At 64.1% G+C, this 17583-nt stretch carries 14 protein-coding genes (1 of these 14 running past the window's edge); 12 read left to right on the top strand and 2 right to left on the bottom strand.

What is annotated here, in order from left to right:
* Window position 1: 1 nt before the first annotated feature.
* Window positions 2-460 carry a hypothetical protein gene (locus AC6RIC_RS25675; protein ID WP_499734488.1) on the bottom strand — a complete coding sequence of 153 codons (459 nt, stop codon included), beginning with the start codon at window positions 458-460 and terminating at the stop codon, window positions 2-4.
* Window positions 460-3594, bottom strand: a complete 3135-nt coding sequence (locus tag AC6RIC_RS25680) for a hypothetical protein (RefSeq protein ID WP_499734489.1) — start codon at window positions 3592-3594, stop codon at window positions 460-462. Before AC6RIC_RS25680 ends, AC6RIC_RS25675 begins: the two co-directional genes overlap by 1 nt.
* 1005 nt (window positions 3595-4599) lie before the next feature.
* Here AC6RIC_RS25680 and AC6RIC_RS25685 point away from each other — a divergent pair.
* From AC6RIC_RS25685 to AC6RIC_RS25740, 12 genes are all read left to right on the top strand, one after another.
* Window positions 4600-4965: a hypothetical protein gene (locus AC6RIC_RS25685; protein ID WP_499734490.1), complete on the top strand. Its 366-nt coding sequence runs from the start codon at window positions 4600-4602 to the stop codon at window positions 4963-4965.
* 12 nt (window positions 4966-4977) lie between these two features.
* Window positions 4978-6384 (top strand): exonuclease domain-containing protein, encoded by a 1407-nt coding sequence (locus tag AC6RIC_RS25690; RefSeq protein ID WP_499734491.1) that lies wholly within the window; start codon window positions 4978-4980, stop codon window positions 6382-6384.
* On the top strand, window positions 6342-7493 hold the full coding sequence (locus AC6RIC_RS25695) for a hypothetical protein (protein WP_499734492.1): 1152 nt from the start codon (window positions 6342-6344) through the stop codon (window positions 7491-7493). Before AC6RIC_RS25690 ends, AC6RIC_RS25695 begins: the two co-directional genes overlap by 43 nt.
* Window positions 7494-7619: 126 nt before the next feature.
* A complete protein-coding gene (locus AC6RIC_RS25700; protein WP_499734493.1) occupies window positions 7620-8540 on the top strand; it encodes a hypothetical protein in 921 nt (306 codons plus the stop codon).
* Between the two features lie 124 nt (window positions 8541-8664).
* Entirely contained in the window at window positions 8665-9666 is a 1002-nt protein-coding gene (locus AC6RIC_RS25705; RefSeq protein WP_499734494.1) for a hypothetical protein, read from the top strand.
* A 152-nt stretch (window positions 9667-9818) separates the two neighbouring features.
* Entirely contained in the window at window positions 9819-10715 is an 897-nt protein-coding gene (locus AC6RIC_RS25710; RefSeq protein ID WP_499734495.1) for a hypothetical protein, read from the top strand.
* A gap of 118 nt (window positions 10716-10833) precedes the next feature.
* Window positions 10834-12006: an AAA family ATPase gene (locus tag AC6RIC_RS25715; protein ID WP_499734496.1), complete on the top strand. Its 1173-nt coding sequence runs from the start codon at window positions 10834-10836 to the stop codon at window positions 12004-12006.
* Between the two features lie 86 nt (window positions 12007-12092).
* Window positions 12093-12959: a hypothetical protein gene (locus AC6RIC_RS25720; RefSeq protein WP_499734497.1), complete on the top strand. Its 867-nt coding sequence runs from the start codon at window positions 12093-12095 to the stop codon at window positions 12957-12959.
* 112 nt (window positions 12960-13071) lie between these two features.
* On the top strand, window positions 13072-13593 hold the full coding sequence (locus AC6RIC_RS25725) for an RraA family protein (protein ID WP_499734498.1): 522 nt from the start codon (window positions 13072-13074) through the stop codon (window positions 13591-13593).
* Window positions 13594-13690: 97 nt separating this feature from the next.
* Complete coding sequence (locus AC6RIC_RS25730) at window positions 13691-15547, top strand: hypothetical protein (RefSeq protein WP_499734499.1); 1857 nt, start codon at window positions 13691-13693, stop codon at window positions 15545-15547.
* Between the two features lie 338 nt (window positions 15548-15885).
* Window positions 15886-16170 carry a hypothetical protein gene (locus tag AC6RIC_RS25735; RefSeq protein ID WP_499734500.1) on the top strand — a complete coding sequence of 95 codons (285 nt, stop codon included), beginning with the start codon at window positions 15886-15888 and terminating at the stop codon, window positions 16168-16170.
* A 181-nt stretch (window positions 16171-16351) separates the two neighbouring features.
* Window positions 16352-17583, top strand: the 5' portion of a protein-coding gene (locus AC6RIC_RS25740; protein ID WP_499736658.1) for a recombinase family protein. Its footprint extends 466 nt past the window's final position; the window shows 1232 of its 1698 coding nt (coding positions 1-1232); it begins with the start codon at window positions 16352-16354; its stop codon lies beyond the right edge, outside the window.

Below are 17583 nucleotides of genomic sequence, written 5' to 3' on the forward strand. Positions count from 1 at the left end.
CTTAGATCCCCTTCAGCAGGTTATGCAGGTTGGCTTCCCAATCTGGCGATCCGAAGCGGACAGATCCCAGCAGATAGGCACCCAGAAACTTCCGCGCCTGGCGGCCGACGTCCTCCAGGCCGAGGATCACGTCTTGCCCAGCGGACGATGCGGCCGTGGGAAACGCGTCGAAGCCCGTCACGATGATCGTCGGGATCTCGCATGCCAAATAGAACATCCGGCCCGCGATCTTCAGGCCCCCGGTATAGTCGTGGGCGCCTCGTCCGCCCCGATCCCCGCCGGCGCGGATATCCAGGGAGATATCCAAGAGGAGGAGGTCCCACCCGCTTTCTTCGACCAGGCGTTCTGCGTCCTTCAAGTCCCGGGCGCGCACGATATCCGCGTCCCCGATCACTGATCGCACGACGGTCTCGACGCGGGCCCACTTGCGGTCGTTGTCCTCGACGGCCAGGATGCGCATCAGCCTTGCCCTTCGGGCCGGAGCGCGACAAGGACCTCGTAGTCCCGCTCGGTGCGCACGCACCGGATGGACGCGTCCTTCCCTACCAGGGTCGCCGAGCTGGCCGCGATTTTGGGCAAGCCGGAGTTGCCTTCCCGGGTCACCGCCTCGTTCCGGCCGTGGTACACGTGCCCCTCGACCGTCTGTTCCCCAATCTCGTCCGAAGCGCATGGCGAGCAATCGTTCCTGAAACGGAACATACCCTGCTGTCCGGCAACGCCCTCAACAACCACTTCGACGTTGGGGCCCGCGCCGCGCCTGATGGCGTTGTAGCAGAGTTCCCTCACCAGATCGAAGGCGATCTTCACGTGGTGGGGCGGGAAAGAAACGCATTCCGCGTCCCGGTCGAGTTTTAAGGCAAGTGTCTTGCCGGGGATCATGTTCTCGAATAGCGCTTCCGCCGCCAATCCGAGATGGCCGAGGGAGATCGGCCCCGACGTCGCCGAATCCACGCCGTCGAACCAATGGCCGAGGTCGCCTATGCGCCGTTGGACCGCGTCGTTGACGGCGTTGAACACCAGGTGGACGTCGGCATCGCGATAGTTGCCGCCCGACAGCTGCTGCGCGCGGACTTCCGCGAAGGAAGCGCTCAGCTCCGTAGCTACTTCCTGCTCGAATGCCGATCGCGCCGAGGCGACCTGCGTGCGCATCTTGGCCTTGATCCACTCGATAACCACGTCCGTGATCGCGAGCATCCCGTCGACGTCCTTGGCGAGCCCCAGGAGCGCTTCGACCTCCCGGGAGTCGGGGATCAGGTCGAAGAGTGCGGCCGGTTTCTCCGGCCTCCTCGTCTGGAGGCGGCTTGCGCACCAGCCATCGACGGTCCGCTCGGCCGCCAGCTTGTAATCGTCGATGAGGGCCGCCTTGGCGTGCTGCGACACGGACGGGATGGTCGCACCGATGACGTCCGCCATGGCGGCCCACAGTTCCTGTATCAGGTTGTTATGTCGGAACCGGCCCGAGAGGATGACTTCAAGGCCGAAGGCGGGATGCTGCATGAAGTCCTTGAGGACTGCCATCACGCAAGCGAAGAGCGCCTGGTCCCGTTGTCGGACCTTGAAGGTCTGGGTGCGACCGTTGGGGAATGCCAACGGCGTCTCGACGATCGCTGTCAGCGGAGCGGCGCCGTCCAACGGACGTCGCAGGCTTTCGGCCGCATGGTACAGTTCTTGGTTGGCATCGTTCGCGTCCTTGCGGAACGTTTCCCACGGGATCTCGAACTTGCCGGCGTTCACGTCCGTCAGGAATAGCTCGGCCGTCAGCGCCTTGACCTCACTTTCATACACCTCCTCCGTCAGGAGCGGGTTAAATTTGAATTGGCGGATGTAAGCTTCCATGGCGCGGACGCGCTGGTCCAGCGCTGCGAGGTAGTTGGGAGCGAAACCGACAGCAAGCAGGTTCTGCGTCGTCAGGTATCGCCGCACCAGAGCTCCGGCGGCCGCGCCGAATTCACTGATGATCGTCCTGACAGCATCGCCGAATTCCTTTCCCTTGAGCAGCGGCTCCAAGGTCAGTCGCAGGCGGAGCGGGTCGGTGTTCGCCTCGAGCTCCATGTGGATGAAAAGGAAGGCCCCGTCGAGGTTCCTGAACGGCTTCAGGCGGCGCGTCGCGATGATCTCCTCGACCCAGTGCCAATTGATACCCGTGAGGTATGACGGGCGCAGCCGTGTCTCGGACCGGACGACCTTTAACCACTGCTCTATCCGCCCGTCTTCCTCTAGACGCCTGAGCCGCCACTGGAGCTCGTTAATCCAGAGTCGATCCTTGAAAGGTGCGCGCCGATGCAGCTGTTGGTCGGTGCGCGTCTCAATGTCGTCCGAGGGCGGGACGTTGACACCATTTCGGTGAAGCCTTCTCAGCATGATCATCGCGGACGGCGCCGAGGCTAGGAAAGGGCTCGCGAACCCCAGGAAGCACATCAGTCGAAACGACGCGCGGACCTCAAGATCGCTCGCGGCCCGGTCGACCATGTAGACCGATCGGAGGAGCGCGCCGATGAAGCGGCCGCCGTCGATAAAGTGCCAGACGGCGTGGTTGACCCAGATGAAGTGGAAATCCGATGGCTCTGGGTATTCGTTCGCTCGCATCCGCGTCAGAACATCGAGCGGCCGCGTGGATTCAGGGTTGGACGCGTGCCCCAGCGGCGAGACGTTGCAGAGGGAAGCATAGGCTTCGAGGTCCTGCTCGGGAATCTCGAAACGCTGCGCCAGCCCTTCAGGACGCGTTCCTTCAAGGAAGTCGACCTGACCGAGCATGACGGAGGAGATCATCCCTGCGCGCGAGCCCGGTTGCCTCAAGGCGATTTCCGTTATGAACCGCTCGAGATGGCTGGCCAGCGCGCGCCCCGATGCGATCTCGTTCTCGACATGGTCGATGACGAACTCGATTGCGTCGAAGGGATGCCCCATCAGCCCGATGAAGCACCTGAAGGCCAGGGAGCACTCACGTGCCGCCTCGTCGCTCAACATCAGCTTCAGCGCGAGCTTTTCGGCGTCGTGCTCCTTGCCGGTCACGATATAGGATAGGAAATTGTCGAGGGAGGCGGCGGGAGGGGTGTGCGAGAAGTGGTACACCATAGGATGTACCAAGCGGGAGCGGGCCCAGCTCTTGAGCGGTAGCCCCTGCTCTACCGCACCGATGACAGCGTCGGTCGCCGCTTGGTTGGCGGCGCATTTCATCCGTAATCCAAACAAAGATTGGGCGTCAGCCGCATCCAGCTCATCGTTGCCGGCCTCAATCTGGACCACGTTCCGACGGAGTAGCTGGTTGCTCGCCGTCGCACTCAGCGCGTAGAGCCGCGTTACGGCATCCGCATTCGCGTCGGCATAATCGAGGATCATCTCGAGCAGCCGAGCCTCTACCGCGGGATGCCTGCAAGCGATTAGACGGTCGCCAAGCGGCCAGTCCTTCGGGCTGAAGTTGAAAACGGACCAGCCGTCCGGCAGGCTAAAGAAGCTCGCAGCAAGGAATACCGAGAGCGACTGCCGCTCCGCACCGGCGCTATCAAGGATACCCCTGATGATCTCGCGCCTGTGGAAGTGAAACTTGCCGCTTCCACGAGCGAGATTTCGGAGAACCCTGATACGCGATCCCATTTACGCACCCGCCAACCGCCAAGGCCGCGACCATGCGCGATGCGGCGTCGATTCGGCAAGTTGGACGATTACTTGACGGCTCGGGTCGCGCTTAGGTTGCTCTCCGTCGACTTCGGGCACGACGAGACTGGCGACGCCTGCTGCCTCTTGCCGGACGCGACGACCTTCAGGCTGATGACAGGCAAGCGAGCTACTCCGAGCGAACTTGCGAATTCGGGGTTCATCCGACCCTCCTGCGAGGCGTTAGAAGGCAATGCACCCTGCCGTGGGAGCGATGATCGCGTTTGCACAAGCCAGCGACAGGCCGGCCGGCCCAAGACAAGCGATCTCAAAGTCGGCGCCTATACCCAAGCGCAATCGCCTTGCCAAGACCTTAACGTGCGCATGGGCAGACGCTTATACCCCTTTATGCAACTGGCGGCCGACGAGGCGAAAGCCCTCGGTGCTAGGTACGTGCGGAAGCGTCGGGGAGTTAATGGCGGAGTGGAAGCCTTCGCGGTCCTGCCGAGGAGCTGCGCGTTCGGGTGGCAGGTCAAGTACTATCGGACGATCGAGACCGCCCTCGCGAGCCTCTCAGAATCTCTGGTTTCTGCGCTCGAGAAGCGGCGATGCAGTGGTTCGTCGCCTGCATCCCCTTCGATCCGGCGGACGGCCGCGTCTGGAGACCGTCACCTCACGACAGCGCGAATTAGGGGAGGTTTAGCCCTAATCAAAAGTTGGAGGCCGCCCGCCAGAAAGCGGACCTCGCGAGCGGCAGGAATGGGCCAGGTTAGCGCCTGCGCTTGAGTCAGACGCACGGCTTTTGATCAGTCCACATAGGAGGAAACAGGCGAACTCCGGAACCCATTTTGGGGACCCCCGAGAATCTGAGCCGACGTGCCGTTCCGGGTCATTCCAGAACGGGTGAGTTTGATGAGCAGAACGAATGGAGCGGCGTTCGCCGCGAGCGATGACGCGCGACCAACGGCCGCGGATCTTGGACGGTACGAACGGACCTACAGGCAGATGGGCGACAACGCCGCCCGATACTTCCTGCTGTGGCAGCTCTCGACGGCCCATGCGATGCTGCTGGAGCAGGAAGGCGATCGGATTCATCCCGAATTCGGCGGCCTCAATGGCCGGCAGCTTGCAGAAGGAGCCAGGGCGCAGGCTCGCTTCTTCGCCTTCATGATCGCCGAGCCGCCCGCGAAGAGCGAGGATGACCTCGAGCGCAAGATCACGGCCTATGAGGCGATGATCTTCCAGGAGGACGAGATGGAGCGCTCGCATGCGGCGGTGATGGTCGAGACCGCCATGCATGTCGACGCACGCAGGCTCGGCATCACTCTCAGAAAGCTGCCGATCGAGGCCGGCACGACGAGCCGGCACTGAGAGGCAGCCGCCATGTCCTATATCGTCTACGACCTCGAAACCTCCGGCCTGGAGCCGCAGTGGAATGTGCCGCTGCAGGCGGCCCTGATCAATTGCGACGACAGCCTTAAGCCGATCAGCGAGCTCTCGCTGCGCTGCCGACTTCCGGCCCATATCGTGCCGACGCCGGGCGCGCTTCTCATGACCGGCATCGGTCCGGCCCAGCTCGAGCAGGCGCCGATGTCGAGCACGGAGATGCTCGGCGCCATCGCAAAGGCGCTGTCTGCCTGGGCGCCCTCGACCGTGATCGGCTACAACACGATCCGGTTCGACGAGGAAATGCTCCGGCACACGTTCTTCACCCATCTCCTCCCGCCCTATGCGACCCAGCTTGGCGGCCATCGCCGGGCCGACCTGTTGACCATGGTCAGGGCGGTCGCAATGCTGGAACCCGCGGCCATTACCGTGCCGGTCTGCCCGACGGGCAAGCCGAGCTTCAGGCTTGGCGACGTCTGCAGATCCAATGGCATCGCGCTCGCCGAGGACGAGGCGCATGACGCCCTTGCCGATACGCGAGCTACGCTCGCCCTGTTCCGTCACTTGCGCCAGGTCGCGCCAGTGACGGTCGCGATGATGCTCAGCCTCGCCGACAAGGCCATCCCGAACCGGCTCCTTGCCGGCGGCGAGGTCCTGCTTCTCGGTGGTGCATCGAAGCTCGCTCCCGTCGTCGGCGTCATCGCGAACCCGCCGGTCGCGACCTCCTGGGCGACTGTCGACCTGACCATCGATCCGGAAAGCTATCTCGACGGCAGCCCGGAGGAGATCGCCAAACTCCTTTCCGGTCCGGGCCCTCGTCCGATCAGGCTGGTACGGACCAATGCCCAGCCGATCCTGCTGGCCTATGAGCAGGGCTGCCACGCCCTGCCACCGAACCAGCGAGATGCGGCGCTCTACCACGAGCGCGCGGCACGGGTCCGCGATCATGCCGAGTTCCGTGCTCATCTCGCCGTCGCGATGGCGAACCGCTTCGCCGACCGCGAGCCACCGCCCTATCCGGAGGCGAGCCTCTATGCCGGAGGCTTCCTCTCAAACGAGGATGCCCGGCTGAGCGCCCGCTGGCACGCTTCGCCCTGGGAGGATCGCCCGGCTATCGCCGCGCAGTTCACGGACGAGCGGCTGAAAGCCTTTGCAAATCGGTTGATGTTGCTGGAGGCGCCGGAGGCCATGTCTCCGGTTGCCTGGCAAAGAGGCCAGGCGTGGCTGCGCGATCGGCTGACCACCGAAGCCGAGGTGCCGTGGCTGACCTTGCCGATGGCGCTGCGGCAGGTTGCCGAGCTGCGTGCCGGTCTCGCCCAGGATGAGGTCAGCAAACATCCTCATCTCGACGAGATCGAGCGATGGCTCCGCCAGCGCAGCCAGTACTTCCAGTTGGCGGCCTGAGCCAAAACCATCTGCCGCGACGACGAAGGCGCCCACCGGGCGCCTTTCCCATCTGGGGATCGAGAGGGACGCGCAGCCGATATGGCTGGAACCCCGATGAAAGTACCGACATGACCAGGAAGAATGAGGGCGGTCGCTCGCTCGCCCGGCGCGCCAGCAAGGCGATCGACGAGCCGGCGGAGACCACCATGCGTGATCCCATCACGGTGGCGATGGAGATCGCCGCCGGGGATGATCCTAGTGTTGCCGAGTTGGTGGCGTTCAGGCGCCAGCCGCTCGATCTCAAGCATGCCGCAAGGAGTGCCAAGAACCTCCACTCGGAGGAGTTCAGGGTGTGGCTGGCGCGCGAGAGCGGCGATGATGTCGGCGAGGCCGTCTGCGGCGGGCTCGAGATCATGAGCATCAGCCTGATCGCGCTCGTCGCGCTCTGGCCGGCGGACGACCTCGACGCGGCCGAGGCAAAGCTCGCGCTCGATGCGCGGACCGGCGTGCAGTTGCATCGCCGCGAAAAGGACTTCGACGGCAGCATGGACGCAAAAACCGCCCGGCGGATCCGCTGGCGGCGCGGCGCCTTCGCGGTACCGGCCCTGATCCTGCCGCCGGCGCCGGCTGCGCCACAGAGCGACGACCGAGGACTATCTGCGTGGCCGCTCGAGCGCTTCGATCTCGTCGAGCATCTGCCGAAGCGCGGCGGACCGCCGGCCTTCGCCGACAGGCAGGTGGTCGAATGGAGCAGGTTCGCCAGATCCGCCCCCGACCTCGATGCGCTTCTCCAGCGCGCGGCGAAAATGTTCGAGACCTGTGACCGCCTGCTCGAACTTGCCGGCCGCGGTCCTGCCAACGCCAGCGAGCTGACGGTGGCTGCCGAGGGCGCCCGCCTGATGGGATACCTTGCCGCCTGCCAGGTCATGATCTGGCCGGTTCACAACCGCGACGCGCTTGAAACCAAGAAGCAGGTGGTCGCCCTGATCAACAGGCGCGGCGAGGCTGGCGATCCGCCTTCCATGCAGTCGGCGGTCCGGCACGTCACGGCCGAGGCGGCCTGGATAAAAACCCTGCCCGTGGGCGCCCGCGATCGGCTCCAGTTCGACTGGAACGAACTGGTCTGACGGTCGCGCCGAATAGGAACGGATGAAGAAGGGAGGCGTCCGGAAACGGGCGCCTCCTTGGATTCCAGGGCCCGGGGGAAAACGCAGCTATGTGGCTGTCACCCCTATGATCTGGGACGACTGAAAATGAAGACCATCTCCTCTGCCTCACTCGCCGATATCGAGCTCGAACTGCCGATCAGAGCGGTTACCGACGACCTCGCGGCCTTCAGCGACCGCTTGTCGCTTTCCGCTGGCGCGGAGAAGGGCTACGCCATCATCGCCACCGAGACCCTCCAGGTCGGCGAGGTCGCCGGGCGCGCCATCGGCCACGCTGTCGAGATCACCCGCTTCCTCGCGCTTGCCGGCACCTCTGCGCGGGCGCAGGTCGTCTACTACCTCGACATGCTCCTCGGACTGTCGCTCCTGAACGCGGCCGCGACCATCACGGTCGCGCTGGCGCCGCCGCGCGTGGCCGTAGACTTCGCGGCGCGCCGACGTGTCCTCGGCGATGTCATCGCGTCGGTCGGTGGCGATGCGGACTTCGCAGAGCTAGCGCGGAAGGCCTTCGCTCATGGCGACCTCGGCGAACCCGCCGCGGTTGAGACCATGTTCCATGCGGCGACGGTGCCCGCTCTCGACGACAGCCATGATGGCCGCCCGACGGTCCTCGGCCTGGAGCAGGGTCTCAGCCTGATGGCCTTCCTGCGCGACCAGACCTCGGCAGCGATCCTGGTCGAGCGCGCGGCCTTACAGCTCGACGACGCCGACCGCTTCGCCCGGGCGATCGAGACGGAAGCCGATCTCGATCGCGAGCGTCTCGACCGGCTTCAGCGCGCCTGCCACGGCGCGAACCTGCTGGCAGCGGCCGATCTCGCGCGGGCCTGGCTGATCGACGCGGTCACGGCCGGGGACCAGACCGTCCGGCGCCGGATCGAGGAGCAGTCGCTGCGCTTCGTCGAACAGCGCCTGCGGGACATTGTGATGTTCGCCGGCGCGATGGCCGATCGCCTCGGAGAGCTTCGTCGCATGAAGCGGGAGGCGGCCGGTCGGTTCAAGCCGCTCTGATCCGGACTGGATCAGGCTCAGAGCATGCCGGGAGGGCGCCGCGGACCGCGGTGCCCTCTCGCGATTCCAGGGACCGGACGAGGGCGTAGCCGACAAGGCTATGACCCACATGAGAAAGCAAGACATGAGCAGGAACGACTCTCGCGGCCCGCTGGCGCCGCACGATAATGCACATCCCGGTGGCCAGGATGGTCCAGCCGATCCCATCCGCGATCCGCTGACGGCGATCGCGGAGAGCATCAGTGACGATCCCTCGGTGTCGGAGCTCATCGCGTTCCGCCGCAGCACGCCTGACCTTCAGGCTGTCGCCATCGACGCGAAGCGCTGTGGCGATGAGGCCCGCAGGCTGATGATCGGCAGCCATCACCCCGATCCGCAAAACCGGGCCTGGGTCGCGCTCGCCATTGCCGGTCTCTCCTGCAGCGCGATCGTCGCGATCTGGCCCTGCGACACCGTTCACGACGCCCATGCCAAGATGGCACTTGCAGAGGCTGGCGCGCTCCACGGTGACGATGCCGAGCGTGGCGAGGCGCCGATGCTCGATGCCGCGACCGCGACCCGGATCCGGCTTCGGCGCGCCGCCTATGCGGTGGACCCGCTGATCGTGCCACCGGGGCCCGTGGCACCCTCCCAGGATGATCGGGGCCTGGCGCACTGGCCGATCCGGTCCTTCGATCTCGCCGACCTGACCCCGCCCTCGGCCGGGGAAATCCTGCTCTCTCCCCGTGAGATCGCCCGGTGGGGCCTGTTCCTCAAGGCGGAGCCGTCCTTCGAGGGCCGGCTCGCACGCGTGGAGCAGATGTTCGCGATCGCCGATCGTCTCCGGGTCCTGGCGCGGCAGGCGGAAGATGGCGCGCGCGATCTGCGCTGGGCCTGCGAGGGCGCGCTCATCCTGGCCTACATGGCCGCGGCACAGATCGCGATCTGGCCGGCGCTGAAGCATTCGCAGGAAGCGCAGGTGAAGGAGCGGCTCGTCACCGTCATCAATGCTCGCGCCAGCCGCGGCGATCCCGCGCACATGCAGGCGGCGATCCGCCATCTCGTTACGGAAGCTGCCTGGCCCGCCCATGGCTGGCGCCCCACCGCGACGATCGTGCTCGAGCCGGACTGGATCCCGATCGTCTAGGCCAGCTCAAGGCGACCACACCATCGGTCTTCCGAGGAAGGGGCGGCGCCGCGCGGTGCCGCCCCTTCGCGTTGGGGTCCGGTCAATGGGGAAGAGGGACCGGGGGAAAGGCGCTGCGGAGAGCAGATCACCCCTCATGAAAGAGCAGTCCCGTGAAGATCAGCAATAACCCGGACATCGCGACGGCCTGGCGTTCGGCCGCCAACGAGGTCCCGCTCGTCGGCATCGTCGACGAACTCGAGGCTCTCGAGTTCCTGGGCGACGAGGATCAATCCCTTCTCCGGCGGTGCGCCTCGGTCTGGCGTGAGCGTCCGTCGCTCTTGCCGATCCGGGGGCGAGCCCGTTTCCATGCCGGTCAGATCGAAAACCTGCTGACGGCCCTGGGCGACGGCGTCGTCACGGTCGACGACCTCAAATCCGATGCTGTCCGGGCCTGGGCGATCCTGATCAACGCCGGCAATGTCGCGACGATGCTGATCGCGCCGCACGGCGAAGCAGATTACCGCGCCCGCGCGGACCTGCGGCGCACCCTGCGCCATCAGGCCCGCCGTTCGGGCGAGCCTGACATCGTCTATCGCGTCAGCCGGATGTGCGGCGGCGACTTCGTCGCGATGAGCGAGGACGGCATGAGGCCGGCCAGGCTGCCGAAGGTCTCGGCAGATGATTGCCTCCGCGCGGCGGCAGGCGAGCCCGCCGCCTATCCGGTCGCGATGGCCCGGTCGCTTCAGCTCTGGCTTGCGACGCCGGTCGACCTCGCTGACCTCTTCGATGGCGCTCGCGCGCTGCTGGCGCAGATCGATGTCTGGCGACGCCTGCAGGGCAAGATCTCGGATCCCTCGCTCCTCGACGAACCGCTCAGGGGCGCCGAGCTTCTCGCCTATGCGCGGCTGGCCCGGATCGGCGTGTGCCGGGCTCTCGATGACGACGACCTCGCAATCAAGCGAGCCGCCCTCGACCTGATCGCACCGCGCGGCCGTGACCCCGATCCCATGCGGGCCGCGATCGAATGGGCGGTCGAGCTCGGGCGGACGGTCACCAACCTCGACTGAGCTGCGCCAGAACACACGGCCAAGCCTGAGCCGGTGAAGGCGCGACCTCCGTGTCGCGCCTTTCGTCGTGATCGGTGGTGCCGGGTGCAGCTCGACCGAGCACACCCACCGAGATCACATGATGACCGACACCATCCCCGCCTATGAAACGGCTCCTCGCATCAAGCGTCGGAGCCGTGCGCTGCCAATCAGTCGAGATGAGGATGTGGTCGGCGACGCCGCGGCCAACCCTCTCCTCGATAACAGTGCTTATCCGGCTCGCGAGGTCGCGATCTATGACCGCGCCGCGCTGCTGGACCAGCTCGAGCGCGTATACGGCCGGCCATACATGTTCGACGACGAGCTTGAACTCGGCCTGCCTCAGCCCACGCTGAGCACCGAGGAGCAGGTTCGTCTGGAAAAGCTCCGCTGGCTTGCCGACGACGAGCGTGGTGCTGCCCGGCCCCTGCTGTTCGGCTCGCAGACGATGCGCGATCGGCTGGCCGAGGTCAGGCTGGCCTGCCCGACATTCGCGACCGTCATCGACCTGATCGACCGGGCGGTGGCGTTGTCGATGATGTCGGAGGCGGCTGTCAGCGTGCCGCCGCTGCTGCTGCTCGGACCGCCAGGCATCGGCAAGACCCATGCCTCGAAAGCAATCGCGAGCGCCCTCGGTACTGCGATCCATGCCTTCTCCTGCGCGACGAATAGCGATGCGCAGCAGTTGATCGTCGGCCACCCGACCTCCTGGCGCGGCGCGCGCATGTCGGTCGTCAACGAGGCCTTGGTCGGTGGGAACACCGCCCAGCCCGTCATCCTCCTCGACGAAATCGACAAGTTCGACAGCCACCGTGACGAGCAGCCCTACAACGTGCTGCTCAACATGTTGGAACCGGAGAACAGCCGCGCTCTTCACGACGAATATCTGCGTATCCCCTTCGACCTGTCGGGCGCGATCGTCGCCGCGACCGCGAATGATGCCGGTCGTCTACCCGCATTCATTCAAGACAGGCTGGTCATGGTCGAGATCGCCGCCCCTAGTGGCGATGATCTTCTCGCGATCACGCGGCTGATCGTCAGGGCGGCGCTGGACGAGGCGCGCGGGGTGATCACCCCGCCCGGTGACGAGGTCATCGTCCGGCTGGCGCGCGCCAATCCGAGGCGGATTACGCGGGTCGCGCGGCTGGCGCTCGGCTACGCGGCAGCGGCTGGCCGCAGGCATCTGACCGTCGCCGATGTCGAGGCGGCCGACCGATTGGCGGTAGGCGCAGCGAAACCTGAGCCGATCGGGTTCCTGCAGGCGCGAGGGTAAGCCTTCCAAGTCGAATCCGAAGTGAGCAGCGGAAAATGAGTGTGAGATCGGGAATGCCCCCGGGAAGCTCTGCGAGGATCAAGACCATGATGACGAATGAACAGGCCAAGCCCGATACAGCTACGAGGAAGCGCGCTGTCGGCAGCAGGCTGCTGCCAGCGGGATCAGCCGGTGCGGTCACCGAATGGTACCCGACGCGTTGGCCGCGCATCGGTGGAAAGAGCGTGTTCCGGCTTCAGGAAGACAGCTTCATCAATGAGCGCTTCGCACTGAAATACAACCCCGGCAAGCTGGTCTGGATTTACGCAGCCGGGTGCGGCGAGGATCATCGCTTGCCGACGGCGACCGGGCTGCTCGGCCTTGCGCGCCGCCTCAGGATTGCCGTCCACAAGGTCTCCGTGACCGCCCAGGTGAACATCCGCGATCGGCTGCGCGAGCTCAACGCCGATCGCTACGGCTCGCTGACCACGAGCGCTGACGGGCACCTCTGCTCCGACCTCGGGTTCGACAACTGGATGCTACAACACATCCTGCCGCCGACGGCGCCCTTGCGCGGATCGCCAGTCGCCCTGGCGGAGCGCTCGCTAGCGGTGCGCCTGCCGGAATCCATGTCGGTGAGGGAGTTCGACAAGCAGCTGCATCATCGCATGCGCCATGCTGCGCTCAACCCCTGGCTCTACAGCGACGCTGGTCGCGCACATTGCGATCTGATTGGCATCGCGCCGGTCGAGCTCATGCGTCAGACCGGTTACGGCTTCGGTGATCTGAAGCGCGTCAGCGCGGCGCAGGAATTCTACTTCTTCCGCCCTAGGGGCGACGATGCCGACCGGCTCCTGCGCCTTGCCGAACTCATCATCCACGACCATGTTCTTCGCCCGCACTGGCGCAAGGCCGCGAGCTGGAAGTCGCGGGGACAGGGATTCGGGCAATTGTTCAAGCCTAGCGCGACCTGATCACCAAGTGCTTCGCATCCGCCACGCCGAACCCTTCCGAAACTTGCCCTCTGGTTTCGGAGAGGACCGGTTCGAAAACTCTCCCGACTGCAACTTTCGTCAGGAGAGAGATATGGCCGCCTACAAGTGCATGAAGATCTGCGAGAGCCTCGGCCCGTTGGCCAGGGTTCTCCCCAGCACCGTGAATTACACACAGATCGCTGAATTCGAGGGCGACGCGCTCCCCGTGGTGCCCCATGTCGGGCGCCTCAAGCTCAATGAGGTGCTCAGGACGCGCGGCAAGGATCACGTCGTGATCATCGGCGCCAGCCATTTCGGTAACAGCGCCGTTTTCGGCAAGGACGAACTCGTCAGCGCGATGCAGGGCGGCTGCCGAGCGGTCGTGATCCTCGGACAGGTCGGACAGGTCGATGCCATGATGAAGGCGCGCATCCCGATCCTGGCCTATGGCAACACGCCCCGGCTGCTGCGCAAGGACGAAGGGATCGCCTACGCCGGCGTTCTCGATTGCGAAGCGGGTCTGATCACCTCCTCGCAGTATATCGTTGGTGATGCCGATGGTGTCGTCGCTGCCGAGAAGGAGCAGTTCCAGGCCAGATTTTCCGTGAAGACGGGCGGGGTCGGCACTCCGTAGGCCAGCGCTTCCAAAATTAACCACAGCTTGCCGACGCCCTAGGCCTTTTCGCGATCTTCGCCATCCTCTCCTGGAGAAAGGGTGGCGATTCGCGAGAATGGGAAGAGCGTTAAACGAACAGCCCAGCGGGCGCGTCGATGGCGGTAAGCCCGACTTCTCCGAGGCCTATCTGGTTTCTGCTCGCTATGGCGAATGCCGTCGCGTCGGCGGCAAGGTGCTCAGCATCTTTCAGATCGCCTGCGGCATCAACGAGGCGATCGTCAGTCGTAAGCTCGAACAAGGCATCACGTTCGCGGACCTAAAACTGGCAGACGTGATTTGGATGGTCCCCAAGGGCCGCCGGTTCATCCCTTCCGATCAGTGGAAGCCCTCCTCCCTGTCGGATCAGGAGGCGCATCTAACCGTACAGCCGATATTGCTAATCAAGCTTGAGAAGATCACGATTGTATTGGATGGATTGAAGCGCCTCGAACTGCTTCAAGAAAAGGGATCCGAGCTCGTCCGCTGCGTTCTGCTAAGCGAAAAGAGAGCGTTTTATTTCGGGCGCAGAGGCATCGATGTCTTCGATAAAAATGGGCTGTTGGTTGAACTGGATATCAAGCAGCGAACGTTAAAAGGCAGCCTGCCACCTTCCATAGATGCCCTCGACCCGTATGCAGGAACTGACTACTTCGAGGACTACGACGAGTATGTTCGCCCTGCGTTGTCCGGCCAAAGGCGGGCTGCTGTGCCAAGGACTGGCGAGATAGGCGAGGTTGGCCGCGCTGGGAAGATTATCGAGCGTGATAAACTTCTCATCGAGGAAACCCATCTCGCTTCGCTCGCACCGCATATTTCATGCGTTAGAAACCGCCGTCTCCAAATCATCATGGAGATAGCGGCGAAGGATGCGCGTAAGATTACCCTCGATCCTAAAGGTAAGATTAATCTGGTATTGGATCGAGATATCAGGGTCGATCGAAATATTTTCAAACACGGAAACGCTACGAAGTCAGCACACGAGATCATCTTGATCCGCTTCTTGATGACACTATTCAAAACCATCGAGACCTTGCACCGTGAATTGATAGAAACCGGCCTGATCGAAATAGAGAAAAGCTCATCACGGAAAGGCATCTACAATCCGCGCGTTGGCCACACCATTGTCAATCGTGACCAACGGTACAGACACGCAATGGGCAGCTTTGCCGACTTGCAAGAGACTATAAAGGATTGGTCAGAGATCGCTGAATTGACGTCTGGCGCTTACGCTCACGGTCTGAACGACGGCCTGTTTCAGCTTGGACTGGAGCGCTGTCATGGTTCCGGTGACCACAGTGCAGAGATCCGGATCGATCACGCTTATAGACTTCTTCAGGCCACGCTGAAGACTCTTCGGCGAGCCCATGTTCAGACTGGGCATCTGCGTGACCTCCGACAGCAGAACAACGGCAAAGCGGCGAAGAGCGATCTGCGCGAGACGCTCGACCGAGCCGTCAACAGCGAGCCTTCGGAAGAGGATCCGAAGCCCTGGGTGGTTGACCGGCTCTTTCGGGCATTGCTGGCTCTGCATGCCCGAGTTAATCCCGCCAAACTCTGGCTTGACGACATGCACCTGACCCTGATGTACCAGTGGTTCATCGCGCTGGGCGATCTGCACCGCTGTGGCAGCATGATCGTGACTTGCCACATGGCGCAGGAATTCTTCCTGGTTCACGGCTTCCGCTCGTCAGGGGACAACCCGGACTTCAACCGGGATTGGTCGTATTTCGATGAGGCACTCAGCCTTGCCGTTAAGAAGCATCCTGCGCGTGAGAACGTCGTCGCAGAACTCGTTCATCTGTGCGCCACGGCCATGGTGAAGGGGCTAGCAACCCGAGTTCGGCTCAAGGCCGATGGCGGGAAATGTTTTGAGCCGGCGACGTTATCAAAAGAGATCAGCGTTCTCGCCGAGGCAGCGATCTGGCTGACCTAGCCGTATCTCCTTATTCCGAAACTTCCCCCCTGTTTTTTCAGGCCACCGCGATGGATTTGGTCATCTCCCAATTTGGAGGTGGCCATGGCCAAGAGGCCAAGACAGCGTCCGGAGATTTCCCGCTCCCACCAGCCGGCCGGTGTCGACGCTGAAGTGGTCACGGCTGCCTCCGACCGACAGCACGCACCGTCCGGTGCCGCCAGCGAGGCCATCCGTCGCTTGGCTCGACTGATGGGCCGACAGATCGCGCGCGAGCTGAAGCGAGCCTCCAGCTGATGTTGGGATTCAGTATTCGGACTGGGAAGAAGCTCAGAAGATTTAACGGAAAGGATGAGACAATGCTCGTACGGTTGGATGGGAAAAGGATCTTCAACATGAAGTGGAGGGCGCGGGAGGCATTCGCGCCTGCGCGCTATTGTCACGCGGTCGAAGCTCTGGCACGCGGGTTGGGCACCAATACTTACAAGGGACTGCTGACCTACGCCGAAAACTACGGCGGAATCCTCTGGAACGGGGATGATTCGAGGGCGATTGCCTTCCTCGCCGAACGTGGAATCACGATTCATAAGGGCATGATCGCTGAGATCGTTGCTGCCGATGTCGTGGAGCACGAGCACTTCTGACGCTGTCAGCGACAGGACCCGGTAAGCGGGCCCCAATCCGCTCGCTGCACCGAGGATTTCCCGCAGACCGGCTCGCGGCCGAAGGGGAAGAAGGCTTGAAGGCAACGCAGGCGATATCGATACTTCGTGCACCCGACCCCCGAGAGCCTGTGATGATGGGCCCCGTTCAGGAGGCGTCCCTATGACCCGCGTCGCGATCTACGCCCGCTATTCGTCCGACCTCCAGCGTGCGGCGTCGATCGAGGATCAGTTCCGGGTCTGCCGGGAGCGTGCGGAGCGCGAGGGATGGGAGGTCGTCGGCACCTACAAGGACGCGGCGATTTCAGGGGCGAGCATGATCCTGCGGCCCGGCATCCAGGCTTTGCTGCAGGCGGCCCTGGAAGGCGGGTTCGACCTCGTCTTGGCGGAGGGTCTGGACAGGGTAAGCCGAGACCAGGCCGACACGGCGACGCTCTTCAAGCAGCTCCAGTTCGCCGGCGTGCAGATCGTCACCCTGTCGGAGGGCGCGATCACCGAGCTCCATGTCGGGCTCACCGCCACGATGAACGCGCTGGCCCTCAAGCAGATCGCCGAGAAGACCCATCGCGGCATGAGCGGGCGCGTCGAAGCCGGCAAGTCCGGCGGCGGCCTCTGCTACGGCTACAAGGTCGTGAAGCAGTTCGATGCGCATGGCGCGCCGATCCGGGGCGACCGGACCATCGACGGCCATGAAGCCGAAGTCGTCCGCCGCATCTTCGCGATGTTTGCCGCCGGCGTCGCGCCGCGCAGCATTGCCCTGACTTTGAACCGCGAGGGCATTCCCGGCCCTGGCGGCAAGCCCTGGGGCGACACCACCATCCGCGGCCATGTGAAGCGCGGCACAGGCATCGTCAACAACGAGCTCTATATCGGCCGGCTCATCTGGAACCGCCTGCGTTACATCAAGGACCCTTCATCCGGCAAACGCGTCTCCCGGCTCAACCCGCAGACCGCCTGGATCGTCAAGGACGTTCCAGAATGGCGCATCGTCAACGACGAACTCTGGCAGGCCGCCCGCGCGCGCCAAAACGAGATCACGGATAAATTCGCGAAGCTGACGGAAGGGGTGCGCGAGCATCACCGGCGCAACCGCCTGAACGTCGCGCGCCGCCCCCGCACCTTGCTGTCCGGCCTGATCTTTTGCGGCTGCTGCGGTGGCCCCTATTCCCTCCGCGGCCCGCAGCGCTATGCCTGCTCGAACCACATCAGTAAGGCGACCTGCGACAACAGCCGCAGTATCCGTCAGGACACGCTGGAAAGCCGCGTGCTCGCTGGCCTGAAGGATCGGATGATGGCGCCGGAGATGGTCGAGGAGGCGATGCGCGCGTACGCTCAGGAGACCAATCGGCTGAACCGGGAGCGGCGCTCCAATGGCGACGCTTGGCGGGCGGAACT

It is taken from the genome of Allobosea sp. TBD101 (assembly GCF_059817965.1).

Excerpts from the sequence above, each read along its gene's own strand:
- AC6RIC_RS25675 (WP_499734488.1), bottom strand. The coding sequence starts at position 460 with ATGCGCATCCTGGCCGTCGAGGACAACGACCGCAAGTGGGCCCGCGTC.
- AC6RIC_RS25680 (WP_499734489.1), bottom strand. The coding sequence starts at position 3,594 with ATGGGATCGCGTATCAGGGTTCTCCGAAATCTCGCTCGTGGAAGCGGC.
- AC6RIC_RS25685 (WP_499734490.1), top strand. The coding sequence starts at position 4,600 with ATGGGCGACAACGCCGCCCGATACTTCCTGCTGTGGCAGCTCTCGACG.
- AC6RIC_RS25690 (WP_499734491.1), top strand. The coding sequence starts at position 4,978 with ATGTCCTATATCGTCTACGACCTCGAAACCTCCGGCCTGGAGCCGCAG.
- AC6RIC_RS25695 (WP_499734492.1), top strand. The coding sequence starts at position 6,342 with ATGGCTCCGCCAGCGCAGCCAGTACTTCCAGTTGGCGGCCTGAGCCAA.
- AC6RIC_RS25700 (WP_499734493.1), top strand. The coding sequence starts at position 7,620 with ATGAAGACCATCTCCTCTGCCTCACTCGCCGATATCGAGCTCGAACTG.
- AC6RIC_RS25705 (WP_499734494.1), top strand. The coding sequence starts at position 8,665 with ATGAGCAGGAACGACTCTCGCGGCCCGCTGGCGCCGCACGATAATGCA.
- AC6RIC_RS25715 (WP_499734496.1), top strand. The coding sequence starts at position 10,834 with ATGATGACCGACACCATCCCCGCCTATGAAACGGCTCCTCGCATCAAG.
- AC6RIC_RS25720 (WP_499734497.1), top strand. The coding sequence starts at position 12,093 with ATGATGACGAATGAACAGGCCAAGCCCGATACAGCTACGAGGAAGCGC.
- AC6RIC_RS25725 (WP_499734498.1), top strand. The coding sequence starts at position 13,072 with ATGGCCGCCTACAAGTGCATGAAGATCTGCGAGAGCCTCGGCCCGTTG.
- AC6RIC_RS25730 (WP_499734499.1), top strand. The coding sequence starts at position 13,691 with ATGGGAAGAGCGTTAAACGAACAGCCCAGCGGGCGCGTCGATGGCGGT.
- AC6RIC_RS25735 (WP_499734500.1), top strand. The coding sequence starts at position 15,886 with ATGCTCGTACGGTTGGATGGGAAAAGGATCTTCAACATGAAGTGGAGG.